Raw genomic sequence first — 24,336 nt, 5'->3', positions numbered from 1 at the left:
GTAGAAAGGGTGGGGCCCCGCGCCGTTGAGCCCGATGGGCCTCGGGCGCGGCGCTCAGCTCCTCATACGAAATCCGTTCGATCCCTTCGGGATGCGGATTTCGGCTTCGCTCATGCGCCGCGCGGGCTGGTGATACCGCACCCCGGCCTGTTCGGCCGGATGCCGTATCACTCAGCGGCCGTGATCGCCCCCCCGACGGCGCGCGTCGCCGGGAAGATGCAGGTCACCGCCGTGCCTTCGCCGGGCGCCGAGTCGATCAGCACCTGTCCGTGGTGCAACTCCACCAGCGATTTGACGATCGACAGGCCGAGGCCGACGCCGCGATGCCGGGATCCGGTCGAGTCGGAACGGAACCGGTCGAAGACCCGCTCCACCACGTCGAGCGGGATGCCGCGCCCCTGGTCCGACACCTTGAACACCACGTGGCCGTCGCGGCGCAGCGCCGCCAGCGTCACGGTCTGGCCCGGGGTCGAGAAGCCGATCGCGTTGGACAGGAGGTTGAACAGGATCTGCCGCAGGCGCTTGCCGTCGGCCGTGAAGCTGCCGATCCCGTCCAGCGCCACGATGCTCAGGCGGATGTCGTTCTCGGCCAGCCGGTCCTGCACACCCTCGGCGGCCTCCTCCATGGTCTGCACGATGTCGACGGCGCCGAGGTCCAACTCCATCGCGTCCATGTCGATCGTGGCGAGGTCCAGGATGTCGTTGATGATGGCGAGCAGCGCCGCCGAGGACTTGGTGATGTAGCCGGCGTATTCCTGCTGCTTGGGGTTGAGCGAGCCGACCGCGCCGTCGCCGAGGAGCTGGATGAAGCCGATGATGTTGGTGAGCGGCGAGCGCAGCTCGTAGCTGACGTGGTGGACGAAGTCGTTGCGCAGCCGCTCCGCCGCGAGCAGCGCCTCGTTGCGCTCCGTGAGCATGCGCTCGACGTTCACGCCCGCCGTCACGTCGATGAAGGTGAGCAGGGACGCGCCGTCGGGCAGGGGGGCGGCGGCGCAGTCCACTACCGAGCCGTCGCGCCGCGACAGCCGGCGCTCGAAGCCCGAGCGGGCGTCGTGCAGCCCCGCCACGGAGGAGCGCACCTCCGACCACACCGCGATGTCGACGCTCTGGGGCACGCAATGGGCCGCGATGGCGTCGATGTGGGGCTGGTCGGCGAGCTTGCCGGCGTCGAGGCGCCACATGTCCGCGAAGGCGGGGTTGAACAGCTTCAGGCGGCCGTCGGTGCCGAACACCGCCACGGCCTCCTTCAGCGTGTCCAGCGTCTCGCCCTGGGTGCGGATCATGGCGTTGAAGCGCGACTCGAGGTGGTAGCGCTCGGTCACGTTGTCGAAGAGGTAGATGACGCCGCCCTTGAGGTTGGGGTTCGTCACGACGCGCAGCGTGCGGCCGTCCGGCAGATACCAGATGGCCTCCGACGTCTCGACCGCCTGGTAGCTCGCCATGAGGCCGGCCTTCCAGGCGCGGTAGTCGGCCTGCTCGGGCAGGCGTCGCTCCGCGCGCAGCCGGTCGAGGATCTCGCCGTCGCTGGGCCGGCTGTCGAGGAAGGCCGCGTCGAGGCCCCACAGCGCCGCATAGGCGGTGTTGTGGAAGACGAGGCGCTTGGCGCGGTCGAAGATCGCCACCGCGGTCGACAGCTGGTCGAGCGTGCGGGCCTGGCTGTCGAGCTGCTTGGCGAGGTCGTCGCGCAGGGCGTCGATCTCGGCGAGGTCGGCGGCGACGCCGGCGGCGCCGACGGGGCCGGGGACCTCCACCACGTCGAGCATGTGGCGGCCGCCCGCCACGACCGCGCCGACGCGCCCGACGTAGGGCTGCCCGGACGCGCGGGACGTCGCCGCGGCGCCGCGCGCCGGCGCGTCCAGCAGTTCCACGGCGCGGGCCACGGCCTCGGTGCCGTCGCGCGCCTCCACGGCGCGGGCGTAGGCGGCGTTGACCCAGGCGATCCGCCCGGCGGCGTCGCGCATCCAGGCGGGGTCCGGCAGGGCGTCGTGAAGCGCGCGCCACAGGTCGTTCTCGCCCGCCACGGCGGCGTGGTGGTCGCGCAGCCGCGACAGCTCCAGCCGGTCGCCCGACACGTCGCGCAGGCGCAGGATGGCGCGGCCGCCGATGGCCCGGCCCTCGGCCTCGACGTGGCGCCCCGCCGAGGTGACGAGCGCCATGCGGAAGCCCTCGCCGCGGGAGCGCAGCCGCTCCACGGCGTGTTCCACGGCCTGGGCCGAGGCGGCGGGCAGCCACGTCCCGAAGCCCAGGATGCGGCGCGGCACCATCACGTCCGACAGCAGCGACAGGTCGCCCTCGATGTCGGGATCGTCGCCCGACGAGCCCCAGGCCACGACGATCTGCTGCTCGGACGACAGGAACATCTGGGCGCGGTCGAGCCGCGCGCGCAGGTCGGCCACCTCGGTGCCGAGCAGGCGCTCGGTGGCGAGCCAGCGGCGGCGCCCGGCGAGGTGCAGCAGCGCCGTCACGGCGGAGAAGATCGTCAGCCCGACGAAGAGCGACACGCCGGCGGTCTCGCCGCGGTCGGCCAGATTGTCCAGCGACAGGAGCGGCAGGTCCGGCGCCGCCAGGGCGGCGGGCGCGACGAGGCACCCCACGGCCGTGCCGGCCAGCAGCAGGCCCCGCGCGATCCGGCCCGCACCCTCATGCGGCTGGTCCACCCCGGTTCGGCATCCGCCTCGACGACGCCGTCCGTCCGCAGACTCAGCCCTTTTCAGGCGCTGCCGCCACTTCATCCCCGTGCCCCCTCGCGTCCCCGCGCCCGCGGCCCCGCATGGGGGCCGACGACGCGCATCCGGGACGCTTCCGCCAAGGGCGCCCCGAATCGGTCCACCTTAATCTCTGCCGGGCGCGATCAGGAAGGCGTTAATCATGTTCGGGTCCGTCCCCCGCGGGCTGTGTCCTCGGCACCACGCGCCCGGTTGCATCCCGAACGCGAAGGGGCCGGGCGACGTGTCGCCCGGCCCCTTCGTCGACGCGCTGGAGATGGCCGGCGAGGTCGCCGGCCGGCGCTCAGTAGCGGTAGTGGTCGGGCTTGTAGGGGCCCTTCTGGTCGAGGCCGAGGTAGGTGGCCTGCTCGCCGGTGAGCACCGTCAGCTTCACGCCGATCTTGTCGAGGTGCAGCGCCGCGACCTTCTCGTCGAGGCTCTTCGGCAGCACGTAGACCTTGTTCTCGTACTGGCCCGGCTTGGTCCAGAGCTCGATCTGGGCGAGCGTCTGATTGGTGAAGGAGGCCGACATCACGAAGGACGGGTGGCCGGTCGCGTTGCCGAGGTTCACGAGGCGACCCTCCGACAGGAGGATGATGCGCTTCTGGTCGGGGAACTCGACCTCGTCGACCTGCGGCTTGACGTTGTGCCACTTGAGGTTCTTGAGGCCGGCGACCTGGATCTCCGAGTCGAAGTGGCCGATGTTGCACACGATGGCGCGGTCCTTCATGGCCCGCATGTGGTCCAGCGTGATGACGTCGACGTTGCCGGTGGCGGTCACGAAGATGTCGGCGCGGGGCGCCGCGTCCTCCATGGTGGTGACCTCGTAGCCCTCCATGGCGGCCTGCAGGGCGCAGATCGGGTCGACCTCGGACACCATCACGCGGCAGCCGGCGTTGCGGAGCGAGGCCGCCGAGCCCTTGCCGACGTCGCCGAAGCCCGCGATCATGGCGACCTTGCCGGCCATCATCACGTCGGTGCCGCGGCGGATGCCGTCGACCAGCGACTCGCGGCAGCCGTACAGGTTGTCGAACTTCGACTTGGTGACCGAATCGTTGACGTTGATGGCCGGGAACAGGAGCTTCCCCTCCTTGGCCATGTTGTACAGGCGATGAACGCCCGTGGTGGTCTCCTCGGTCACGCCCTTGATGGCGGCGCCGTTGCGGCCGTACCAGCCGTGGTCGGAGGCGAGCTTCTTCTTGATCGCGGCGTAGAGGACTTCCTCCTCCTCATTGCCGGCCGTGTCGAGGAAGGCGGTGTCGCCCTTCTCGGCGCGGATGCCGAGGTGGATCAGCAGCGTGGCGTCGCCGCCGTCGTCCAGGATCATGTTCGGCGTGCCGCCGTCGGCCCAGTCGAAGATGCGGTGGGTGTAGTCCCAGTAGTCCGTCAGGCTCTCGCCCTTGATGGCGAAGACGGGCGTGCCGGTCGCCGCGATGGCGGCGGCGGCGTGGTCCTGCGTCGAGTAGATGTTGCAGGACGCCCAGCGCACGTCGGCCCCGAGCGCCTTCAGGGTCTCGATCAGCACGGCCGTCTGGATCGTCATGTGCAGCGAGCCGGCGATGCGCGCGCCCTTCAGGGGCTGCGCGGCGCCGTATTCGGCGCGCACGGCCATCAGGCCGGGCATCTCGGTCTCGGCGATGGCGATCTCCTTCCGGCCCCAGCCCGCGAGGGCGATGTCGGCGATGGCGGAGTCGGCGGTGAAGGCGTCGTGCGTCATGGGAGGGCCCGTGCTGATGGCGTCGGGCGGGATGTAGCAGGGCCGCCGCGATAAGGCAATAAAGATATAAGGATGCCTTTATGTGCTCTGGGCCACGCGCGGCCCCGTCACCCTGCCGCGTGCGCCGACGACGCGTAGAGCGCGCGGTAGCGCCCGTAGCGCTCCGCATAGGCGCGGGCCAGCGCGGGGTCGGGCTCCACCGTGCGCTGGACCGGCGGGGGCGGCATCAGGGCCGCGGGGTCGCGGGCGCCGGTCGCCGCCGCCTGGCCGAGGCGGGCCGCGCCGTAGGCCGCGCCGACGTCGGCCGCGGCGGAGACGTCGAGCGGCCGGTCGAGCACGCTGGCCATGATGGACAGCCACACGGGCGAGTTGGCGCCGCCGCCCACCGCGAAGGCGCGGGCCACCTCGGTGCCGGCGTCGCCGAGCACGCGCAGGCAGTCGCGGAACGCGAAGGCGACGCCTTCCAGCACCGCCTGGGTGAGGTCGGCCCGCGAGGTCGTGCCGTCGAGGCCGAGGAAGCCGCCGCGGGCGCCGACGTCGTTGTGCGGCGTCCGCTCGCCCGACAGGTAGGGCATGAAGAAGGCCGGCGACGGCCGCGCGACGCTCGGGCCCAGCGCCGACGTCAGCTCCGGCGCGGGGGCGCCGACGAGCCGCGCGAACCAGTTGAGGCTGTCGGTCGCGGACAGGATCACGCCCATCTGGTGCCACGTGTCCGGCAGCGCGTGGCAGAAGGCGTGCACCGCCCCGTCCGTGTTGGGCGAGAAGCGGGCGTTGGACACGAAGAGCACGCCCGAGGTGCCGAGCGACAGGAAGGCCGCGCCCGGCGTCACGGCGCCGATGCCGCAGGCCGAGGCGGCGTTGTCGCCGGCGCCGCCCGCCACCACGGGGGCGCGGTCCATGCCGAAGCGGGCGCGCAGCGGCTCGCGCAGCCGCCCCGTCGCCTCGGTGCCCTCGAACAGCTCCGGCATCTGCGATCGGTCGAGCCCCGTAGCGCCGAGCAGCGCGTCCGACCAGCGGCGGGCGCCGACGTCGAGCCAGTGGGTGCCGGCGGAATCAGACATGTCGGAGGCGTAGCCGCCCGTCAGCCGCAGGCGCACGTAGTCCTTGGGCAGCAGCACCTTGCGGATGCGGGCGAAGAGCGCGGGCTCGTGCCGGCGCATCCACAGCAGCTTCGGCGCCGTGAAGCCCGGCATGGCGATGTTGCCCGTGATCGCGCGGGCGTCGGGGCAGGCTGCTTCGAGCGCGGCGCATTCGGCCGCGGCGCGGCCGTCGTTCCACAGGATGGCGGGGCGCAGCACGGCGTCGCCCTCGCCCAGCACGGTGGCGCCGTGCATGTGGCCCGACAGGCCGATGCCGGACACGGCGGCCATGAGCTTCGGCTCGGCGGCCGCGAGGGCGTCGAGCGTGTCGCAGACCGCCGACCACCAATGCTCCGGGTCCTGCTCGGACCAGCCGGCGCGGGGGCGGGACACCGGGACTGGAAAGGCCGCGGAGGCGTGCAGCGCGCCGTCCTCGCCCATCAGGACGGACTTGACCGAGGTCGTTCCGATGTCGATGCCGACGAACATGATCTTCCCCGCTCCCGCCTGTCCGGCGGCAATCTGCCCGAAAGGCAGGCCGCGCGGAAGGCCGGGCGGAGGCTCAGCCGTGGGGGAGCTTGTTCAGCTCGATCACGGTCTTCTTCATCTCCGGCGCCACGGTCTTGGCGGCCGAGACCGCGATGAAGTCGCCGTCCGCGTAGGGGTGGTCGGGCGAGAAGCGGCCGCCGGCGAAGACCTTCATGCCGTCCTTGGTCATCACGGCGTCGCCGGAGCGCAGCGTCGGGTCCTCGTAGATCGACACGGGGCCGGTCCTGACCGGCAGGCGGGCGAGGTGCGCGCGGCCGGTGCCGGGGGCGTGGGCCGCCTTCTTCGGGGCGCGCCGGACGGTGAGCGGGCGCACCTGCTCCCCCTCGCTGGCCATGGGGGGCTTGCCGGCCGGGGCCGGCGCGGGGTCGCCCCCGCCGAGCGCGGACCGCAGGAAGCCGAACAGGCCCCCGTCCTCGGCGCGCGCCGGCGCCGGTCCCAGCGCGACGCCGAACGCCAGGGCCGCCAACAACGCGAGGGCCGCGTTCCGGCCCGCCGCCGCCCGTCCCTTCAAAGCCCGCCCAACGAGGCCCCGCATGCTGTGCCGCCCTGACTCGAGTCGACGATCCCGGCGCGACGACGCCCCGTCTGGGTGCCCGCCTCGCGTCATCCGATGCTCGTCGAAAGTTGATGAAATCCTGTCGCAGCGGCCCGCCCGAGGCGCAAGGGGGTAGGCCGCCACAATCGTGTGGTGCAGCGAAACCGCCTCGGCCCTGTGGCGGCGGGATCACGCCCCGGCGGCGCCGGCCCGGAACCGCGACCCGCCGCCGCGGCTTGGCCCGGCACGGTTCCAGGCGAGCGCGAGACGACGACGATGCGACAGGCCCTCCACCGCTTCACCCAGGCGACCCGCGGCAAGAACCTCTACGACGTCACGCCCGAGGTCGGGCGCTGGGTCGCCGCGCAGGACATCGGCACCGGGCTCCTCACGGTCTTCTGCCGCCACACCTCGGCGTCGCTGCTGATCCAGGAGAACGCCGACCCGACGGTGCGGGCCGACATGGCGCGCTACTTCGAGCGCATCGCCCCCGAGGGGGCGGGTTACGCGCACCACGACGAGGGGCCCGACGACATGCCGGCGCACCTGCGCACGGCCCTGACGCAGACGAGCCTCGCCGTGCCGGTGGGCGGGGGACGCCCGCTGCTGGGGACGTGGCAGGCGATCTACCTGTTCGAGCACCGGATCCGTCCCCACCGCCGCGAGATCGTTCTCCACCTCGTCGGCGAGTGACGCGGATCGGCCGGCGCGGTCCCCCATGAGGAGCCCGACTCGGCCGTGCAGGACGACGGGTTGGAGGCGGCATGAACGGCCGCGAAACGCCGCATTCAGCCCCCGTCCAGCGGCGAAAGCCCAGTCTGCGATCCGTGGCCGCGACGGGCGGCCCCGATCGAGGGAGACGGGCGATGACGAGGAACGGGGCGAGGATCGCGGCGCTGTGCGCCGTCGCGGTGGCCGGGATCGTCGGCGGCGGTGCGGCCCGGGCCGACGACGCGCGCGAGGCGCAGCTCATCGGCTTCCACCAGCTCTGCGACCACGGCGACCGCGGCGCCTGCGTCAAGTTCGGCATGCTGCTGCAGCAGAACCGGGATCGCCACGACGAATGGCGCCGAAGCCATCCCGAGTTCTTCTTCTTCGAGCGATGAGCTCGAAGGCGGAGCCGGCCGCGGGCCGGCCCCGCAGGCTTCAATAGCCGAAGCGCCGGCCGTAGCCGAAGCCGCCGTAACCGAACCGGCGGTAGCCGTAGCCGAAGCCGACGCGGCGGAAGCCGTAGCCGTAGTAGGGGCGGAAGAAGGCCCGGCGATAGAAGGGGCGGAAGCCGTAGCCGAAGCGGCGATACCCGTAGCCGTACGGGTATCCGTAGCCGTAACCCAGGCCGTAGCCGATGCCGAAGGCCGGGAAGCCGAAACCGTAGCCGAAGCGCCGGCCATAGCCGAACCCCCGACCATAGCCGAACCCGCGGCCGTAGCCGAAGCCCCGGCCGAAGCCGATGCCGCCATAGCCGCCGCGGAAGCCGCCCCGGAACCCGCCGTAGCCACCCCGAAAGCCGCCGAAGCCGCCGCGCCCGAACCCGCCGCCGAAACCGCCGTGGCGGAACACGCCGCCGCCGCCGAACCCGCCGCCGAAGCCGCGCGCCTGCGCGGGTTCGGCGGTCGCCACCAGCACGGCGCCGAGCGACGCCGCCGCGACACCCGCGACGGCGACCTTCTTCAACGTGCCACCGTAAGACCGGAAATTTTCAAACATCGAACCGCTTTCCTCGACGTCGCGTGATGTCGCCCTCGCCGAGGAAACCGCGATAAACGGTCATGGTTCCGTCGCGAATCGGAGCAACGCGAAGCAGAGACGCCCGTTCATCCGCCATTCATCTTGGCTGCCGCGGGCGAGGCCAAGCATCGGCGGGCGGGCGGGAAGCATCCGAGAGAAGGGGCGTCGTCGACCGCACGATCGCCGCGTCCGCGATCTGCTACCAACGTCGCCCGCGGATTTCACCGGTGGACGTAGCGGAACGAGACCGATAGAGAGTTTCAACAGCCCATTAAGGCTGTCTTAGCGGAACCTGAACCTGATCAGGGTTCGTTAAAGGCCCTGCCGTCAAGGGTGAGAGCACCGAATGCGCGCCGGTTGTCTTCCGGCCGCAGAGCGTAAATGGAGACAGACATGGCTGCTTACTACTCCTACGGTGCTGGCTACGGCTACACGGGCTATGGTTACACCGGGTATGGGTATGCCGATTACGGGTATACGGGCTACGGCTACACCGGATATGGCTACGCCGGCTACGGGTACGGCTACGACGCCTCGGCCGGCTACGGCTACACCGGTTACGGCTATGCCGACTACGGGTACACGGGCTACGGCTACACCGGATATGGCTACACCGGCTACGGGTACGGCTACGACGCCTCGGCCGGCTACGGCTACACGGGCTACGGCTATGCGGGCTACGGTTACGCCGGATACGCGGGCTACACCGGTTATTCGAGCTACGGCTACTCGGGCTACAACTACGGCTACGGCCAGGCCGCGTAAGGCGGGTACGGGGAGCGGCGGCCCGCGGGCCGCCGCTCCCTCCGGATCGGTCGGCGGGTCCGGCCGCAACAATATCGCGGCGGGGCCGTTCTCAACCCTGATCGCGAGGTGACGTCGAGCCCATGTCCAGCCCCGCCGCCCCGGCGGATGATCGCATCGTCGCCTGGCCGGCCTGGTTGGAAGCCGCGGCGCCGAAGCTCCTCTACGGGGCGAAGCTGGCCTTCGCCGTGGCGCTGGCCCTGTTCATCGCCTTCGCGCTCGAGCTCGACAACCCGTCCTGGGCCGGCACCTCCGCCGCCATCGTCTGCCAGCCCGTGCTCGGCGCGTCGCTGCGCAAGGGCTTCTTCCGCATGGTCGGCACCGTGGTGGGTGCCACGATGGCGGTGATCCTGACCGGCATCTTCCCGCAGAGCCGCGTCGGCTTCCTGGTCGGCATGGCGCTTTGGACCGCGGTCTGCTCCTTCGGCAACACGCTGACGCGGAACTTCTCCGCCTACGCCTTCGCGCTGTCGGGCTACACGCTGGCGATCATCGCGGGCGATTCCATCTCGGAGCCGGGCCAGGCCTTCCACCTCGCCATCACGCGCGCGACCGAGATCATCATCGGCATCTCCTGCGCCATGGCGGTGACGGGCCTGTCCGAGATCGGCACGTCGCGCGACAAGCTCGCCGGCGCCGTCGAGGCGATCGGCCGCGAGATCCTCGGCCACTTCCGCGACCTGCTGCGCGACCCGGCCTCCCGCGTCGAGGCGGGGCCGGACGTCCGCCGCGCCCTCATCGCCCGCGTGGCCGCGCTCGACCCCGTCATCGACCAGGCCATCGGCGAGGAGCCGGAACTGCGCCAGCGCGTCGCCATCCTGCGCGACGCCACGGCGGGCCTGTTCGCGGCGCTGACGGGCTGGCGCATCGCCGAGAGCCACCTCGTCCACCTGCCGGGCGACGAGGCGCGCCGCCGCGCGCGCCCGGTCGCCGAACGCCTGCCCGAGGCGTGGCGCGCCTTCGGCCCGGCCCCCAGTGGCTCCGCGGCCTTCGACGCCGCCGAGCCGGCGCTCCGGTCCGTGGACGCCGCCGCAGGCGACCGGCGGCGCGACCTCGCGGCGGCGCGCGCCCTCGCCGGGCTCAAGCCGGGGGGCGGCGTGTCGCAGCGCCTGCTGGCCGACGCCGCGGCCAGGCTGGCGCTGGGCCTCGCCGCGGCGGCCAACGGCTTGGCGCTCCTGCGCGATCCCGCCCGCGCCCGCGATCCGGGGCGGGGTCCCGGCTTCGTCGTGGCCGATTACCTGCCCGCGGTGGTCAACGCCATGCGGACCTTCGTGTCCGTTCTGGCCGGCCTCCTGTTCTGGATCCTCACCGAATGGCCGAGCGGCCTCGGCGCCGTGACCTTTCTGTCCGTCACGGTGCTGCTGATGGCGCCGCAGCAGGAGAAGTCCGGCAAGGCGGCGCTGGGCTTCGGCATCGGCACGGTGCTGACCGCCGTGCTGGCCGCGATCGTGAACTTCGCCCTGCTGCCGAACCACGAGAGCTTCTTCGCCCTCGCCGGCATCCTGTCCTGCTTCCTCGTGCCCATGGCGGCGCTGTCCACCGTGCCGGCCTTCGCGCCCTATTTCGTCGCCGCCACGATGAACTTCGTGCCGCTGGTCGGGCCCACTAACCAGATCACCTTCAACACGCTGAGCTTCTACAATTCGGCGCTCGGCATCGTGGGCGGGTGCCTCGCCGGGGCGCTGGCGCTCGTGCTGATTCCGCCCGTGCCGAGGGGGATGCGGGCCGACCGGCTCGTCGCGCTGTCGCTGCGCGACCTCCGCCGCCTCGCCTCGGGCCGCTGGTGCCCGAGGCCCGAGGCGTGGCAGAACCGCCTCCACGCGCGGCTGATCGCGGTGCCGGAGGGCGTCGACCCGGTCTACGGCTCGCAGCTCGTGGCCATCCTGTCGACGGGGCTGCAGGTGCTCCGCCTGCGCGGCCTCGCCGGCCGCGACGCCGCCGGGAACCGCCTGCGCGGCGCGCTGGAGCGCCTGGCGCATCAGGACGTCGACGGCATGCTGGCCGGGCTCGACGCCGTGGACGCCGACCTCGTCGGCGGCCCGGACCTGCGCGTGCCCACGGCCATCCAGGTGGTGCGCGACGTCGTGCGCCAGCATCGGCACGAGTTCGGGGAAGGGTGAGGCGCGTGAGCTTCGTCGAGATCGACATCTTCGGCGTCTACGTGGCGCCGATCGTGCCCTTGATGCTGCTGGCGCTCGTCGCCACCCTGGCCCTGCGGTGGGCCGCGGTGGCGGTCGGCCTGTTCCGCTGGATCTGGCATCCGGCCTTGTTCGAGTTCTCGGTCTACCTCATCGTCCTCACCGCGCTGGTGCTGGCCGCGGGGGCGCTGAAGTTGCACATCTGAGGCCGGCGGCCGGGCGATCGACCGCCGGCGCCCTCGTCGGCCGGTATGAGGCGGGAAACCCATGTCCGAGATCACAGCGCGCTCCCCCTCGCGCGACGAGGGGCGCGGCGATGAGCACGACGCTCCCCAGGCGCGCGGGCCGGCGCCCGACCGCTCGGCGCCGCGCCGCGACGGCGACGGCGACGCGAAGGCCGACGGCTCCGGGCGGGACGACGCCGCCAAGGGCGGCGGGCCGCCGCGCCGCAGGCTGCGCATCCTGCCGGTGCTGGTGACGCTGTGCGTCGCCGTCGTGGCCGCCTACGCGTGCTGGCTCCTGTGGCTCACCTACATGGCGTCGCCCTGGACGCGCGACGGCACGGTGCGGGTCTACGTCATCACGGTCGCGCCCGAGGTGGCGGGGCAGATCGTCGACCTGCCGGTCCGCGACAACCAATATGTCCACAAGGGCGACCTCCTGATGAAGATCGACCCGCGCGACTACCGCGTGGCGGTCGAGCTGTCCCAGGCGGCGCTCGACCAGGCCCAGGCCGACTACGTCAACAAGCAGTCCCAGGCGGCGCGGCGGCTGCAGCTCACGGACCTAGCCACCACGCCGGAACAGAAGGAGCAGTACGTCTCGGCGGCCAAGATGGCCCAGGCCAGCGTCGAGCAGCAGAAAGCCAACCTCGACAAGGCCAAGATCAACCTCGCCCGCACGGAGATCCGCTCGCCGGTCAACGGCTGGGTGACCAACCTCCTGAGCCAGCAGGGCAACTACGCCAACACGGGCACCACGGCCCTGTCGGTGGTCGACGCCGACTCGTTCTGGGTCGACGGCTATTTCGAGGAGACCACGATCGCGCCGATCCGCGAGGGCGACCCCGCCAAGATCTACCTGCTCGGCTACAAGCAGGTGGTTCTCGGCCACGTCGACTCGCTGGCGCGCGGCATCGTGGTGTCCAACGCCACGCCGGGCGGCAGCGGCCTCGCCACGGTCAACCCCATCTTCACCTGGGTGCGGCTCGCCCAGCGCGTCCCCGTGCGCGTCCACATCGACAGCGTGCCGCCCGACGTGCGGCTCGTCCAGGGCATGACCGCGACGGTCGAGATCGACGTGCCGCCGGGCGCGCGGGGCACCCCGGTCGCCGACACCGGCTCCGCGCCGGGGCAGGGCGGCCCCGACGGCGGCCAGTCCGGCCCCCTGGTCGAGGCCGCGCCGGCGCCGGTGAAGATGCAGGACCCCATCACCTTCACGGCGCCGATCGCCAAGGCCGGTGGCCCGCTCGGCGGGCCGAACCCGCCCACGGCCAACAAGGCGTCGAAGCCCTGACCGGCTCCGCGCGGGGCGCCGCGCCGGTGCAGCGACGGGTAGCAGCCGGACCGGTCCGGCCGGCCGGCTTCGACCGGGCCGGCTTCGGTTTGGAGCGGCCGGCGGTACGCCCTAGAATGCCTGCGGCGGATGGCGCCGGGCGGGGGCTGTCTCCCCGCCGGGCGCGGCTCGAGCTCACGAGGGCGCATTGACCGACGAAACCCAGACGGGCACGGCGCACCACGGGCGGCTCAGCCGGTCGGCGGTCGTCGCCGGCGCGCTCCTGATCGTCGCGCTGGCCTGCGGGGTCTGGTCGACCGTGGAAGCCACGCGCTCGGCCGCCGTGGCGGACCGCGCCAAGGAGACCGTGATCCGGCTCCAGCGGCTGCTGTCGTCCGTGAAGGACCTCGAAACGAGCCAGCGCGGCTTCCTGCTCACCGCCGACGAGTCCTACCTCGGCCCCTACAACGACGCCCTGCGCGACATCGGGCCGGAGCTGCAGGCCCTGGACGGGCTCGACGTCGACCTGCCGCAGCTGACCCGGCTCGTCGACGACCGCCGCGCCACGGCCGCCGCCACCGTGGCGCAGTTCCGCGCGTCCGGCGTCGGGCCCGCGATCGCGAACCTCCGCACCGGCGCCGGCAAGGCCGCGATGGACCGGCTGCGGGCCTTCGTGTCCGAGACCGAGCTCCGCGCGACCGACACGATCACCGCCCGGCGCGCGCGGGACCGCGCGGCCCTGTGGCCTTTCGCGGCCCTGGCCGTGGTCGGCACCGTCGCCGCCTTCGCGCTCATGGGCTGGCTCGCCGCCAAGCGCCGGCAGGAGCAGCGCGCCGCCGACGCCCTGCTGGAGGGCGTGCTCGAACACGCGCCCGTGGGCCTCGGCTTCCTCGACGCCAAGCTCGACGTCCGCCACATGAACCGCGCGCTCTCGACCATGAGCGACAGGGCGCTGAGCGCCTCCGGGGGCGCGGTGGTCGGCGCCTCCATCTGGGACGTGCTGCCCCAGCTGCGCGAGCCGCTGGAAGCGCGCCTGCGGCAGGTCGTGGAGGGCGGCCGCCCCATCCCCAACATCGAGGTGAGGGCCGGCGACGGCAAGGTCCGCGACTATCAGGTGACCTTCTACCCCATCCGGGCGACCGGCCGGGCCGAGCGCGTGGAGGGCGCCGGCATGGTGGTGTCCGACATCACGGTGCGCAAGCGCACGGAAGCGCGGCTGCGCGACAGCGAGGAGCGCTTCCGCACCCTCACCGAGGCCTCGGTCGCGATCGTGTGGACGGCCGGCCCCGACGGCTCCTTCGAGCCGCCGCAGGCCGAATGGTCCGAGTTCACCGGGCAGGGCCCGGAGGATTACGGCGCCGGCGGCTGGCTCGGGGCGATCCACCCCGACGATCGCCGGCTGACCCTGGACAACTGGAAGGCCGCGGTGGCGGTCCGCTCGCGCTACGTGGTGGAACACCGCGTCCGGCGCGCCGACGGGCTGTGGCGCCACATGGACGTGTCCGCCGTGCCGATCCTCGACGAGGAGGGCGAGGTCAAGGAATGGGTCGGCCAGCACACCGACATCACCGAGCGCAAGCTGGCCGAGCTGGAGCTGTCCGCCGCCAAGGAGGCGGCCGAGAGCGCCAACCGCGCCAAGAGCGCCTTCCTGGCCAACATGAGCCACGAGCTGCGCACGCCGCTCTCGGCCGTGATCGGCTACTCGGAGATGATGGAGGAGGAGTTGGAGGACGCCGGGCAGGACGCGCTCTTGGGCGACCTGCGCAAGATCGAATCCAACGCCCGCCACCTGCTCAGCCTGATCAACGACGTGCTCGACCTGTCCAAGATCGAGGCGAACCGCATGGACACCTACGCCGAGACGGTCGACGTCGCGGCGCTGATGCACGAGGTGGCGTCGACCGTCGAGGGTCTGGCGAAGAACAAGAACAACAGCCTGTCGCTCGACCTCGCCGAGGGGCTCGGCAGCATGCGGACCGACGCCGTGAAGCTGCGCCAGTGCCTGTTCAACCTCCTCGGCAACGCCGCCAAGTTCACGGAGAACGGCCGCATCACGCTCACGGCGACGCGGACCGGCGCCGGGCCGGACGGCTCGCTCGCCTTCGCGGTGCGCGACACCGGCATCGGCATGTCGGCGGAGCAGCTCGGCCGCCTGTTCCAGCGCTTCACCCAGGCGGACGAGACCACCACGCGCAAGTTCGGCGGCACGGGGCTCGGCCTCGCCATCACCCGCGCCTTCGCGCGCCTGCTCGGCGGCGACATCGCGGTGGAAAGCGCGCCCGGCGAGGGGACCGTGTTCACCGTCACGCTGCCCGCCACCATGCCGGAAACCGCGCGCGAGGAAGCGGCCGTGCCCGCGCCGCTCGGGCCGCTGCCGCTCGACCACGCCGGCGTGCTGGTGATCGACGACGACGCGGCACAGCGCGACCTGATGCTGCGCTTCCTGGAGCGCCAGGGCTTCACCGCCATCGCGGCCGCGGACGGCGCCTCGGGTCTCGAGATGGCGCGCACGCACCTCCCCCGCGCCATCCTGCTCGACGTGATGATGCCGAAGATGGACGGATGGTCGGTGCTGACCGCCCTCAAGGCCGACGCCAAGCTGGCGGCCATCCCGGTCGTGATGGTGACCTTCGTCGACGAGCGCACGCTCAGCGCGACGCTCGGCGCCGTCGACCTCGTCAACAAGCCGGTCGACTGGGACAGGCTGAAGGCGGTGCTCGACCGGCTGCGCGAGGCCGAGGGCGAGGTGCTGGTGGTGGACGACGACCCCGGCGTGCGCGAGCGGCTGCGGACCGTGCTGGAGCGGGCGGGCTATTCGGTGGGCGAGGCCGGGGACGGCGCCGAGGCCCTGGGCCGCGTCGCCCACGGGCCGCCCCGCGCCATCCTGCTCGACCTCACCATGCCGGTGATGGACGGCTTCGCCTTCCTCCACGCCCTGCGCGAGCGGCCGGGCTGCGCCGACATCCCCGTCATCGTGTTCAGCGCGCGCGACATCTCCGCCGCCGACCGCGAGCAGCTCCGCGACGCCGACCGCATCATGTCCAAGACCGCGAGCCTGCGCGAGCTGACGGGCGAGCTGCTCGCCCTGGCGCCGCCCGAGCACGAGGCCGCCTCGCAGTGACCGGGGCCGGCGCGAGCGAGGCCGCGCCGCGGCGCGGCTACGCGATCTGCACCACGATCCGCTCGGGCAGCACCTGGCTGGCCGAGCTGCTGGCGAGCACGGGGCGGCTCGGCCGGCCGGCCGAATATTTCTCGACCCGCTTCCAGCGGCGGGTCGTCTCGCCCGACTACCCCGCAGCCTTCCGCGACCAGGTCGCCTACGCGCTGGAGCACGGCACGACGCCCAACGGCGTCTACGCCCTCAAGATCTACCCGCTCCAGCTCGAAGCGCTGTCCGAGCGGCTGAGCTGGACCGCGTGCTTCCCGGACCTCCGTTTCGTGCATCTCGCGCGGCGGGACATCCTGGGGCAGGCGATCTCGCGCGTCCGCGTCAACCAGACCCTCCAGTGGCGCTCTACCCTCGAAGCCTCGGCCGAGCCGCGCTACGACGGAGCCGCGATCCTGGCCGCGATGCGGGAGGTCGTCGCCCAGGACGCGCGCTGGCAGCTGTTCTTCGCCCGCAACGGCCTCGCGCCGCTCCGCCTCGTCTACGAGGACGCGCTCGCGGCGCCCGACGCGGCGGTGGCGGCCGTGGCGCGGCTCGTCGGGCTGGAGGGCGGCGCGGAGGCCGCGCCCGAGCGCATCGGGGTCGCGGTGCAGCGCGACGGCGTGAACGCCGCATGGCGGGAGCGGTTCGTCGCGGACTACGGCGACCGCGACGCGATGGATGCGCCGCTGGGCGGTTGATGCACCCTCCGAGCCGCCTCATTCTCCCGCGAGGGGTGAAGGGGGGCGGCGCACGAAGAAGGCCGCCGACGGAGCCCGTCGGCGGCCTGGCCTCGCCCGCGGAGCCGGGCGTCGTCAGTCCATGTTCTTGATGATCGTGTCGACCATCTTCTTGGCGTCGGCGAACAGCATCATCGTGTTGTCGCGGAAGAACAGCTCGTTCTCGACGCCCGCGTAGCCCGAGCCCATGCCGCGCTTGATGAACAGCACCGTCTTGGCCTTCTCCACGTCCAGCACCGGCATGCCGTAGATCGGCGAGGCCTTGTCGGTCTTGGCCGACGGGTTGGTGACGTCGTTGGCGCCGATCACGAAGGCCACGTCGGCCTGCGCGAATTCCGAGTTGATGTCTTCGAGCTCGAACACCTCGTCGTAGGGCACCGAGGCTTCCGCCAGCAGCACGTTCATGTGGCCCGGCATGCGGCCCGCGACCGGGTGGATGGCGTATTTGACCTCGACGCCCTCCTTCTTGAGCATGTCGGCCATCTCGCGCAGGGCGTGCTGGGCCTGGGCCACCGCCATGCCGTAGCCCGGCACGATGATGACCTTGGACGCGTTCTTCATGATGTAGGCCGCGTCCTCGGCCGAGCCCTGCTTGACGGGGCGCGTCTCGACCGCGCCGCCCGCCACCGCCGTCTCGCCGCCGAACCCGCCCAGGATCACGCTCACGAAGGAGCGGTTCATGCCCTTGCACATGATGTAGGACAGGATCGCGCCCGACGAGCCCACGAGGGCGCCGGTGATGATGAGGGCGAGGTTGCCCAGCGTGAAGCCGATGCCGGCCGCGGCCCAGCCCGAGTAGCTGTTCAGCATCGACACGACGACCGGCATGTCGGCGCCGCCGATCGGCACGATCAGCAGCACGCCCAGCGCCAGCGCGATGAGCACGATGATCCAGAAGGCGAGCGCCGAGCTGGACGTCACGAAGTAGATGATCAGCGCGAGCACCAGCACGCCGAGGCCGATGTTGATGGCGTGGCGGTTGGGCAGCATGATCGGCTTGCCCGACATGCGGCCGTCGAGCTTGGCGAAGGCGATCACGGAGCCCGTGAAGGTGAGCGCGCCGATGGCGGCGCCGATCGACATCTCGATCAGGCTGTGGCCCTCGATGGCGCCGGGCACGCCGATGCCGAAGGCCTGCGGGGCGTAGAGGGCGCCCGCCGCCGTGGTGACGGCCGCGAGGCCCACCAGCGCGTGGAACAGCGCGACGAGCTGGGGCATGTCGGTCATCTTGACCGAGCGCGCCTTCCAGGCGCCGATGCCGGCGCCCGCGGCGAGCCCGACGATCACCATCAGCCACGCGAAGGCGTCGGCCGGCGGCCGGTACCACAGCGTGGTGACCACCGCGATCGTCATGCCGGCGATGCCGAAGCGGTTGCCCTGCCGCGAGGTGGCGGGGGACGACAGGCCGCGCAGGGCCAGGATGAAGAGGATGCCCGAGACGAGGTAGAGCAGGCTGGCGAGGTTGGCTCCCATGGCGCTCAACCCTTCTTCTTGTACATGGCGAGCATGCGCTCGGTGACCAGGAAGCCGCCGAAGATGTTCACCGAGGCGAGGACGAGGGCGATGAAGCCGAAGATGCGCGCCGCGACCGCCCCGCCCCAGTTGTCGGGCGTCACGCCGACGCCGATCGACAGCAGCGCGCCGACCACGATCACGGACGAGATGGCGTTGGTGACGCTCATCAGCGGCGTGTGCAGCGCCGGCGTCACCGCCCACACGACGTAGTAGCCGACGAAGCACGCCATGGCGAAGATGGCGAGCTGGAACACGAAGGGGTCGACGGCGCCGCCCGTGGCGGCGTGGACCGCGCCGGCGGCGCCGTGGCCGATCTGGTCGGCGTAGGCGCGGGCCGAGACGGCAGCCTGCTGGGCGATGTCGGCGGCGGCTTGCGCCTTCTCGTAGAGTACCTGTTGGCTGTCGGCCGCCATCGGCGCGTCCTCGTCGGTGAAGGGTCAGGGAGGGCAGGGGGCTCGGCGCGGAGCGCCGGCGACCGGCGCGGGGCGCCGGACGGGATCACACGATGGCCGGCTCGGCGGGCTTGGGGGCGAAGTTCGGGTGGGCGACCGCGCCGTCGCGGGTCAGCGCCGTGGCCTTCACCAACTCGTCGTCCCAGTTGATGGCGAGCGACTTGGTGTCCTTGGACACCAGCGTCTCCAGGAAGGCCACGAGGTTGCGGGCGTAGAGGCTCGACGCGGTGGCGGCGAGGCGGCCCGGCACGTTGTGGTAGCCCACGACCTTGACGCCGTTCTCGTCCACGACCTCGCCGAGCTTCGACAGCTCGCAGTTCCCGCCGCGCTCGACCGCCATGTCGAACACCACCGAACCGGGGCGCATGGAGCGCACCATGGCGGCGGTGACGAGCTTCGGCGCGGGGCGGCCGGGGATCAGCGCCGTGGTGATGACGACGTCCTGCTTGGCGATGTGGCTCGCCACCAGCTCGTTCTGCTGGCGCTGGTAGTCGTCCGACATCGCCTTGGCGTAGCCGCCGGCCGTCTCGGCGTTGCGGAACTCCTCGTTCTCGACCGCGATGAACTTGGCGCCGAGCGACTCCACCTGCTCCTTGGTGGCGGGGCGCACGTCGGTGGCGGTCACTACGGCGCCGAGGCGGCGCGCGGTGGCGATGGCCTGGAGGCCCGCCACGCCGACGCCCATGATGAAGACCTTGGCGGCCGGCACGGTGCCGGCGGCCGTCATCATCATCGGGAAGGCGCGGCCGTACTGCTCGGCGGCGTCGATCACGGCGCGGTAGCCGGCGAGGTTGGCCTGCGACGACAGCACGTCCATCACCTGGGCGCGGGTGATGCGGGGCATCAGCTCCATCGAGAAGGCGCTGATGCCGGCCTCCGCCATGGCGCGCAGCGCCTCGTCCTGCCCGTAGGGGTCCATGATGGCCAGCACGGCGGCGCCGCGCTTGTAGTGGGCGAGGTCGGCCGCTTCGGGGCGGCGCACCTTGAGCACCACGTCGGCGTCCTTCAGCGTCGCGGCCGCGTCGGACTCCACCGTCGCGCCGGCGGCGCGGAAGCTGTCGTCGGTCAGGCCGGAGGACCGGCCGGCGCCGCTCTGCACCGCGACCGAGCCGCCGAGCCCGATCAGCTTCTTCACCGTTTCCGGCGTCGCGGCGACCCTCGGCTCTCCCATGGTCTCGGCAGGCACGGCGATGCGCATCGTTGTTTCCTCACCCTGGATGTGGTGTCGGCCGCGGTCGGGCCGCTCGTGTGGTCTGGTCGAGCCCGGACCGGAGCCGGGCGGGGCGTCACATCACGAAGAGCGCCAGGAAGATCAGCAGCGCCGCGACGGCCACCACGCCCCACTTCGTCACGTTGATGAAGCCGCTGTAGGTCCGCTCGTGCTCGGCGTAGTCCATGTATTCCGGGTTCATCGGAACGTCGTCGTGGATCGCCATGCCGCTCCAGCCTCCCGTGCTCGGCCGTCCCGCCGCGGGTGCCGCGCGGGACGCATCATTGTGTCGAGACTTAGCCCAAAGCCGGCAGGCCCGCAAACGACACAACCGCCGCAAGTCGCTGCTTTCGCGGGCGTCCTGCGGCTTTCGAAAGCAGACGGGCCGTTGAACGCGCGGTTACACCCGCATGGCAGGCCTGCGCATCTCGCCCGGCCAGGGGTCAGCCGCGGCGCGGCTCCGGCGTCACGCGCGTCACGTGACCCATCTTGCGCCCCGGGCGGGGCTGCGCCTTGCCGTAGAGGTGCAGGCTCGCGCCCGGCTCGGCCAGGATCGCGCGCCAGGCGTTGACGTCGTCGCCGATCAGGTTGCGCATCTGGATCGCGCCGAAGCGCTGCGTCGAGCCGAGCGGCCAGCCGCAGACCGCGCGCACGTGCTGCTCGAACTGCGACGTCGCGGCCCCGCCGAGCGTCCAGTGGCCGGAATTGTGGACGCGCGGGGCGATCTCGTTGACGACGAGCCGCTCCGGCCCGCCGTTCGCGCCGGGCACCACGAACATCTCCACCGTCAGCACGCCCACGTAGTCGAGCGCGTCGGCGATGCGCCGCGCCATCTCGGCGGCGAGCCGCTCGGTGTCGGGCGCCACGCGGGCCGGCAGGGTCGTGGTGGCGAGGATGCCGGCCGAATGGTTGTTCTCGTTGAGCTCGTAGGCGCGGAAGCCCCCGTCGACCCCGCGGGCGACGATCATGGACACCTCGCGCACGAAGGGCACGACGCCTTCGAGGATCGATTTCTGCCCGAGCGAGCGGAACACCACCGCGAGGTCCGAGCCCTCGCGCACCATGGCCTGGCCCTTGCCGTCGTAGCCGAAGCGCCGCGTCTTCAGGATCGACGGGCGGCCGAGCTGCGCCACGGCGCGGGCCAGCGCGCCGGGGTCGTCCACGGCCACGAAGGGCGCCGTCTCCAGCCCCAGCGAGCGGATGAACTGCTTCTCGACCAGCCGGTCCTGCGAGGTCTTCAGCGCGTCGCCGTTCGGCCGCACGGGGGCGTGGCGCGACAGCACGGCGGCGGTCTCGGCCGGCACGTTCTCGAATTCGTAGGTCACGACGGCGACCGATTTGGCGAAGCGCGCCAGCGCCGCCTCGTCGCGGTAGTCCGCCACCGTGTGGGCGTCGGCGACCGCGAAGGCGGGGCTGTCGGCGTCGGGGCAGTAGACGTGGCTCTTCAGGCCGAGGCCGGCCGCCGCCATGGCGATCATGCGGCCGAGCTGGCCGCCGCCGAGGATGCCCAGCGTGTCGCCGGGGGAGACGGCGGGCTCAGCCACCCGTCGCCTCGTCGCGCGGGACGTCCGCCACGCCCGCGGTCTGGCGCGCCCGGTGGGCGTCGAGCCGGTCGGCGAGGGCCGGGTCCGACAGGGCCAGCACGGCGGCGGCGAGCAGCGCGGCGTTGATGGCGCCGGCGCGGCCGATCGCTAGCGTGCCGACCGGCACGCCGGCCGGCATCTGGACGATGGAGTAGAGGCTGTCCCGGCCGCCGAGCGCGTGTGTCTCGACCGGCACGCCGAACACGGGAAGGGGCGTCATGCTCGCCGTCATGCCGGGCAGGTGCGCGGCCCCGCCGGCGCCGGCGATGACCACGCGATGCCCGGCCGCCTTGGCGCCCTGGGCAAAGGCCACCAGCCGGTCCGGCGTGCGGTGGGCCGACACGATGCGCGCGGCGTAGGGCACGCCGAGGCTGTCGAGCGTGTCGGCGGCGTGCCGCATCGTGGCCCAATCGGACTGGCTGCCCATGATGATGGCCACGGGCGCGCCATCCACGCCGGATCGGGCTGTCTGAGTCTGCACCGGTTCCCTCGCACCCGCCCGCGCCCGGCCGCGTGCCGGGATGCCAGGGCTCCGAAGCCCGGCAATCTAGGCAAATCGCGCCGCGCGCGGAAGGGGGCGCGGGCCGCTGTCAACCGCCAAGACGCCCCGAGACGGGCGTTGCATCGGCGCGGGATTCCGCTGTAGCCTGCGCCGACCGAACCCGCCGCGCCCGAGCGCCCGGCCGCGGGGCTCGGGCCGTTAGCTCAATGGTTAGAGCCGGCCGCTCATAACGGTCTGGTTGCAGGTTCGAGTCCTGCACGGCCCACCGGCTCCCGCCGCGCGTCAGCCCTCGACGCATTCCCGGCCCCCGCAACGCCGCCGCCCCCTCCCAGGCTGCGAGGCTTTCGGTTGGCGGGACCGGGCTTGTCCGGCCGTCACGGACTGCCCCGGCGGAAGCTGTGGAGCGCGAGCCGCTTCATGTCGCACCACGGAACCACACAAGAGGGCGCCTGTTGAACAGGCCCCGGTGGCAGTCGTGAGCATCCTGTGCAGTTTGAGAGCAGTCGAGACATGCAGACCGATGCCGAACCCTGCGGCCATCCGCGGGCGGAGGCTCTGCGCGCCTTCATCAGGAACCCGCCCTTTCCCTGCGTCGGGGCCAAGTCGGCGCTGTCGAGGGGGCGCATGCACGTCATCGTCGCCCGCGACATCACCTCGGCATGGGACGACCTGCGGATCTATCCCGAACTCCTAAACTTCATCGCCTCGTACCGTCGCCAGCCGGACCTGTTCCAGAGCTTCGCGGTGGTGTTCGAGGGGCCGGGCGACCTCACCGAGGAGGAGTTCGAGCGCAGCCTGTGGGCCAGGGCGCAGAGCCTGTCCGACAAGGATGCCTGGCACGGCGAGGACTACGACGCGCGCGTCGCGTCCGACCCCGACAACTCGCATTTCTCGCTGAGCTTCGGCGGCGAGGCCTTCTTCATCGTCGGGCTCCATCCGCGCGCGAGCCGGCCGGCCCGCCGCTTCTCGTCCCCGGTGCTGGTCTTCAACCTCCACGTCCAGTTCGAGCGGCTGCGGGCCGAGGGCCGTTACGAGAAGCTGCGCGACAGCATCATGCGGCGCGACGAGGACCTCGCCGGAAGCCTCAACCCGATGCTGGCCCGCCACGGCGAGATCTCCGAAGCGCGCCAGTACAGCGGGCGCAGCGTCGACGCGGAATGGCGCTGCCCACTGCGGCCCCGGATCGAGGTCGGCCCCGAGGCGGCTTGGCCCACAAACCCCCCGCTCTCGCTGGACGAGCTGCAGGTCGGCCCGTAGAGCCAAGCCGCGCCACCCGCGGGCCGGACCGATGCCGCGGGAGCCGCCCGGCTCCGGCCCGTCCCGGCCGACGCCCTCGAAGGAACACCAAGCATGTCAGTCGCCGAACACGCCGAGCCGCTGGAGATCCAGCCCCGGTCCGGGGTCGCCTTCACGCTCGACAAGGGCCAGCGCCTGACCGTGATCGATCCGCGCGGCGAGCAGGTGGCCGACCTCGTGGCCTACGACCGCCGCGACACGGACGAGGTGATCTCCTCCGGGCGCACGCTCGACTACGCCAGCCGCGTCTACCTGACGACGGGTGATCCGCTCTATTCCAACCGCTCCAACGTCATGCTGCGCATCGTCGAGGACACGGTCGGGCGCCACGACTTCCTGCTCACGCCCTGCTCGGCCGACACGTTCCGCATCATCTACGGCGACGCCGATCCGCACCGCGGCTGCTTCGGCAACCTCGCGGCCGCGCTGGCCCCCTACGGGATCGCGCCCGACCGCATCCCGGTGGCCTTCAACTGCTTCATGAACGTGCCGATCGACGCGGCGACGGGCGAGCTGCGCGTCGAGCCCCCGCTGAGCCGGGCCGGCGACCACATCACCTTCGTGGCCGAGGCCGACCTCATCATCGGCCTGACCGCCTGCTCGGCGCCGCAGTCCAACAACGGCAGCTTCAAGCCCATCCACTACCGCATCGACTGAGCGGCGTCCCCGCCTAGGCGACGGCCTCGTGCGTCGCCTGGAAGCGCTCGTCGCCGTAGAGGCGGATCGACTGCGTGGCGACGTCGCGGGTGATCCAGTCGCCGCGGCGGGCGACGCGGCGGCCGTAGGCGGTCGACACCTCCAGGGTTTCGGCCCGCGCGCGGGCCGCGGCCCGCGGCAGCGCCGCCGCGGCCCGGGTCGCGGCTTCGGTCCCGTCGAGATGGATGGCTTCCACGAGCGATGCGGAGCGGCGAAACAGCATGGTCGACCTCGCGTGTGGCCCGGGCCTCTTCCGTGATCCGTGAAGTCTCGATTCGAAGTTTCAACGGACTCTTGCGAGTCCGCGCCGTCGCGGGAACGTGATCGGCTTCCACGCCGCGACGGCGGAGCCCCCCGGCCCGGGTTCCCCCCGCGACCTGATCGGCGCGCCCTCGGACGCGAAGAAGCCCGCGGAGGGCTTCCCCCGCGGGCTTCGGATCCATCCGTG

22 protein-coding genes and 1 tRNA gene are annotated in these 24,336 nt (G+C 72.1%); 11 read left to right on the top strand and 12 right to left on the bottom strand.

The window, feature by feature from the left end; genetic code table 11:
* Window positions 1–167 precede the first annotated feature (167 nt).
* From L7N97_RS02920 to L7N97_RS02905, 4 genes are all read right to left on the bottom strand, one after another.
* Window positions 168–2,657 carry a sensor histidine kinase gene (locus tag L7N97_RS02920; protein ID WP_237476875.1) on the bottom strand — a complete coding sequence of 830 codons (2,490 nt, stop codon included), beginning with the start codon at window positions 2,655–2,657 and terminating at the stop codon, window positions 168–170.
* Window positions 2,658–3,009: 352 nt separating this feature from the next.
* Complete coding sequence (ahcY, locus tag L7N97_RS02915) at window positions 3,010–4,422, bottom strand: adenosylhomocysteinase (protein WP_237476874.1); 1,413 nt, start codon at window positions 4,420–4,422, stop codon at window positions 3,010–3,012.
* A 107-nt stretch (window positions 4,423–4,529) separates the two neighbouring features.
* Window positions 4,530–5,990: a xylulokinase gene (gene xylB, locus L7N97_RS02910; RefSeq protein WP_237476873.1), complete on the bottom strand. Its 1,461-nt coding sequence runs from the start codon at window positions 5,988–5,990 to the stop codon at window positions 4,530–4,532.
* A gap of 73 nt (window positions 5,991–6,063) precedes the next feature.
* The gene (locus L7N97_RS02905; RefSeq protein WP_237476872.1) at window positions 6,064–6,585 is read right to left on the bottom strand and encodes a hypothetical protein; all 522 of its coding nucleotides are present in this window, start codon (window positions 6,583–6,585) and stop codon (window positions 6,064–6,066) included.
* A 276-nt stretch (window positions 6,586–6,861) separates the two neighbouring features.
* Here L7N97_RS02905 and L7N97_RS02900 point away from each other — a divergent pair, with 276 nt between their 5' ends.
* Window positions 6,862–7,278: a secondary thiamine-phosphate synthase enzyme YjbQ gene (locus L7N97_RS02900; protein WP_237476871.1), complete on the top strand. Its 417-nt coding sequence runs from the start codon at window positions 6,862–6,864 to the stop codon at window positions 7,276–7,278.
* A 173-nt stretch (window positions 7,279–7,451) separates the two neighbouring features.
* Window positions 7,452–7,691, top strand: a complete 240-nt coding sequence (locus L7N97_RS02895) for a hypothetical protein (protein ID WP_237476870.1) — start codon at window positions 7,452–7,454, stop codon at window positions 7,689–7,691.
* 40 nt (window positions 7,692–7,731) lie between these two features.
* On the opposite strand, the gene L7N97_RS02890 is transcribed toward L7N97_RS02895, so the two are convergent.
* Complete coding sequence (locus L7N97_RS02890) at window positions 7,732–8,259, bottom strand: hypothetical protein (protein ID WP_237476869.1); 528 nt, start codon at window positions 8,257–8,259, stop codon at window positions 7,732–7,734.
* A 447-nt stretch (window positions 8,260–8,706) separates the two neighbouring features.
* Here L7N97_RS02890 and L7N97_RS02885 point away from each other — a divergent pair, with 447 nt between their 5' ends.
* The 6 genes from L7N97_RS02885 (at window position 8,707) to L7N97_RS02860 (ending at window position 16,595) form a co-directional block, all read left to right on the top strand.
* Window positions 8,707–9,078 (top strand): hypothetical protein, encoded by a 372-nt coding sequence (locus L7N97_RS02885; RefSeq protein WP_237476868.1) that lies wholly within the window; start codon window positions 8,707–8,709, stop codon window positions 9,076–9,078.
* A 122-nt stretch (window positions 9,079–9,200) separates the two neighbouring features.
* Window positions 9,201–11,237: an FUSC family protein gene (locus L7N97_RS02880; RefSeq protein WP_237476867.1), complete on the top strand. Its 2,037-nt coding sequence runs from the start codon at window positions 9,201–9,203 to the stop codon at window positions 11,235–11,237.
* A gap of 5 nt (window positions 11,238–11,242) precedes the next feature.
* Entirely contained in the window at window positions 11,243–11,461 is a 219-nt protein-coding gene (locus tag L7N97_RS02875; protein WP_237476866.1) for a DUF1656 domain-containing protein, read from the top strand.
* A gap of 61 nt (window positions 11,462–11,522) precedes the next feature.
* Window positions 11,523–12,770 (top strand): efflux RND transporter periplasmic adaptor subunit, encoded by a 1,248-nt coding sequence (locus L7N97_RS02870; protein ID WP_237476865.1) that lies wholly within the window; start codon window positions 11,523–11,525, stop codon window positions 12,768–12,770.
* Between the two features lie 187 nt (window positions 12,771–12,957).
* Complete coding sequence (locus L7N97_RS02865) at window positions 12,958–15,870, top strand: response regulator (RefSeq protein ID WP_237476864.1); 2,913 nt, start codon at window positions 12,958–12,960, stop codon at window positions 15,868–15,870.
* Window positions 15,867–16,595 carry a Stf0 family sulfotransferase gene (locus L7N97_RS02860; protein WP_237476863.1) on the top strand — a complete coding sequence of 243 codons (729 nt, stop codon included), beginning with the start codon at window positions 15,867–15,869 and terminating at the stop codon, window positions 16,593–16,595. The genes L7N97_RS02865 and L7N97_RS02860 overlap by 4 nt, the downstream gene beginning before the upstream one ends.
* Before the next feature lie 114 nt (window positions 16,596–16,709).
* On the opposite strand, the gene L7N97_RS02855 is transcribed toward L7N97_RS02860, so the two are convergent.
* The 6 genes from L7N97_RS02855 to purE all read right to left on the bottom strand — a co-directional run bounded on the left by L7N97_RS02855 (window position 16,710) and on the right by purE (window position 21,821).
* Complete coding sequence (locus L7N97_RS02855; protein WP_237482016.1) at window positions 16,710–18,107, bottom strand: NAD(P)(+) transhydrogenase (Re/Si-specific) subunit beta; 1,398 nt, start codon at window positions 18,105–18,107, stop codon at window positions 16,710–16,712.
* 5 nt (window positions 18,108–18,112) lie between these two features.
* Complete coding sequence (locus L7N97_RS02850; protein ID WP_237476862.1) at window positions 18,113–18,562, bottom strand: proton-translocating transhydrogenase family protein; 450 nt, start codon at window positions 18,560–18,562, stop codon at window positions 18,113–18,115.
* Between the two features lie 85 nt (window positions 18,563–18,647).
* Entirely contained in the window at window positions 18,648–19,799 is a 1,152-nt protein-coding gene (locus L7N97_RS02845) for a Re/Si-specific NAD(P)(+) transhydrogenase subunit alpha (RefSeq protein WP_237476861.1), read from the bottom strand.
* Window positions 19,800–19,887: 88 nt separating this feature from the next.
* Complete coding sequence (locus tag L7N97_RS02840) at window positions 19,888–20,037, bottom strand: aa3-type cytochrome c oxidase subunit IV (RefSeq protein ID WP_237476860.1); 150 nt, start codon at window positions 20,035–20,037, stop codon at window positions 19,888–19,890.
* Between the two features lie 217 nt (window positions 20,038–20,254).
* Complete coding sequence (locus L7N97_RS02835) at window positions 20,255–21,355, bottom strand: 5-(carboxyamino)imidazole ribonucleotide synthase (RefSeq protein WP_237476859.1); 1,101 nt, start codon at window positions 21,353–21,355, stop codon at window positions 20,255–20,257.
* Entirely contained in the window at window positions 21,348–21,821 is a 474-nt protein-coding gene (gene purE, locus L7N97_RS02830) for a 5-(carboxyamino)imidazole ribonucleotide mutase (RefSeq protein ID WP_237482015.1), read from the bottom strand. The genes L7N97_RS02835 and purE overlap by 8 nt, the downstream gene beginning before the upstream one ends.
* 267 nt (window positions 21,822–22,088) lie before the next feature.
* Here purE and L7N97_RS02825 point away from each other — a divergent pair.
* From L7N97_RS02825 to L7N97_RS02815, 3 genes are all read left to right on the top strand, one after another.
* Window positions 22,089–22,161: transfer RNA gene (locus L7N97_RS02825), tRNA-Ile, on the top strand.
* A 245-nt stretch (window positions 22,162–22,406) separates the two neighbouring features.
* The gene (gene gntA / locus L7N97_RS02820; protein ID WP_237476858.1) at window positions 22,407–23,153 is read left to right on the top strand and encodes a guanitoxin biosynthesis heme-dependent pre-guanitoxin N-hydroxylase GntA; all 747 of its coding nucleotides are present in this window, start codon (window positions 22,407–22,409) and stop codon (window positions 23,151–23,153) included.
* Between the two features lie 93 nt (window positions 23,154–23,246).
* Complete coding sequence (locus L7N97_RS02815) at window positions 23,247–23,849, top strand: DUF1989 domain-containing protein (protein WP_237476857.1); 603 nt, start codon at window positions 23,247–23,249, stop codon at window positions 23,847–23,849.
* Between the two features lie 13 nt (window positions 23,850–23,862).
* Here L7N97_RS02815 and L7N97_RS02810 read toward each other — a convergent pair whose 3' ends face one another.
* Complete coding sequence (locus L7N97_RS02810; protein ID WP_237476856.1) at window positions 23,863–24,111, bottom strand: hypothetical protein; 249 nt, start codon at window positions 24,109–24,111, stop codon at window positions 23,863–23,865.
* Window positions 24,112–24,336: the final 225 nt, after the last annotated feature.

Origin of the sequence: Lichenibacterium dinghuense (assembly GCF_021730615.1) — a bacterium.
GTDB classification, from domain to species: Bacteria; Pseudomonadota; Alphaproteobacteria; order Rhizobiales; family Beijerinckiaceae; genus Lichenihabitans; species Lichenihabitans dinghuensis.
The sequence above is the reverse complement of the archived record's forward strand: the minus strand, read 5'-3'. Positions and strand labels throughout refer to the sequence as shown.

What these genes read in the sequence shown, in the direction of transcription:
- ahcY (WP_237476874.1), bottom strand. Translation starts at nt 4,422, where the DNA reads ATGACGCACGACGCCTTCACCGCCGACTCCGCCATCGCCGACATCGCC.
- xylB (WP_237476873.1), bottom strand. Translation starts at nt 5,990, where the DNA reads ATGTTCGTCGGCATCGACATCGGAACGACCTCGGTCAAGTCCGTCCTG.
- L7N97_RS02905 (WP_237476872.1), bottom strand. Translation starts at nt 6,585, where the DNA reads ATGCGGGGCCTCGTTGGGCGGGCTTTGAAGGGACGGGCGGCGGCGGGC.
- L7N97_RS02900 (WP_237476871.1), top strand. Translation starts at nt 6,862, where the DNA reads ATGCGACAGGCCCTCCACCGCTTCACCCAGGCGACCCGCGGCAAGAAC.
- L7N97_RS02895 (WP_237476870.1), top strand. Translation starts at nt 7,452, where the DNA reads ATGACGAGGAACGGGGCGAGGATCGCGGCGCTGTGCGCCGTCGCGGTG.
- L7N97_RS02885 (WP_237476868.1), top strand. Translation starts at nt 8,707, where the DNA reads ATGGCTGCTTACTACTCCTACGGTGCTGGCTACGGCTACACGGGCTAT.
- L7N97_RS02880 (WP_237476867.1), top strand. Translation starts at nt 9,201, where the DNA reads ATGTCCAGCCCCGCCGCCCCGGCGGATGATCGCATCGTCGCCTGGCCG.
- L7N97_RS02870 (WP_237476865.1), top strand. Translation starts at nt 11,523, where the DNA reads ATGTCCGAGATCACAGCGCGCTCCCCCTCGCGCGACGAGGGGCGCGGC.
- L7N97_RS02855 (WP_237482016.1), bottom strand. Translation starts at nt 18,107, where the DNA reads ATGGGAGCCAACCTCGCCAGCCTGCTCTACCTCGTCTCGGGCATCCTC.
- L7N97_RS02850 (WP_237476862.1), bottom strand. Translation starts at nt 18,562, where the DNA reads ATGGCGGCCGACAGCCAACAGGTACTCTACGAGAAGGCGCAAGCCGCC.
- L7N97_RS02845 (WP_237476861.1), bottom strand. Translation starts at nt 19,799, where the DNA reads ATGCGCATCGCCGTGCCTGCCGAGACCATGGGAGAGCCGAGGGTCGCC.
- L7N97_RS02840 (WP_237476860.1), bottom strand. Translation starts at nt 20,037, where the DNA reads ATGGCGATCCACGACGACGTTCCGATGAACCCGGAATACATGGACTAC.
- purE (WP_237482015.1), bottom strand. Translation starts at nt 21,821, where the DNA reads ATGGGCAGCCAGTCCGATTGGGCCACGATGCGGCACGCCGCCGACACG.
- gntA (WP_237476858.1), top strand. Translation starts at nt 22,407, where the DNA reads ATGCAGACCGATGCCGAACCCTGCGGCCATCCGCGGGCGGAGGCTCTG.
- L7N97_RS02815 (WP_237476857.1), top strand. Translation starts at nt 23,247, where the DNA reads ATGTCAGTCGCCGAACACGCCGAGCCGCTGGAGATCCAGCCCCGGTCC.
- L7N97_RS02810 (WP_237476856.1), bottom strand. Translation starts at nt 24,111, where the DNA reads ATGCTGTTTCGCCGCTCCGCATCGCTCGTGGAAGCCATCCATCTCGAC.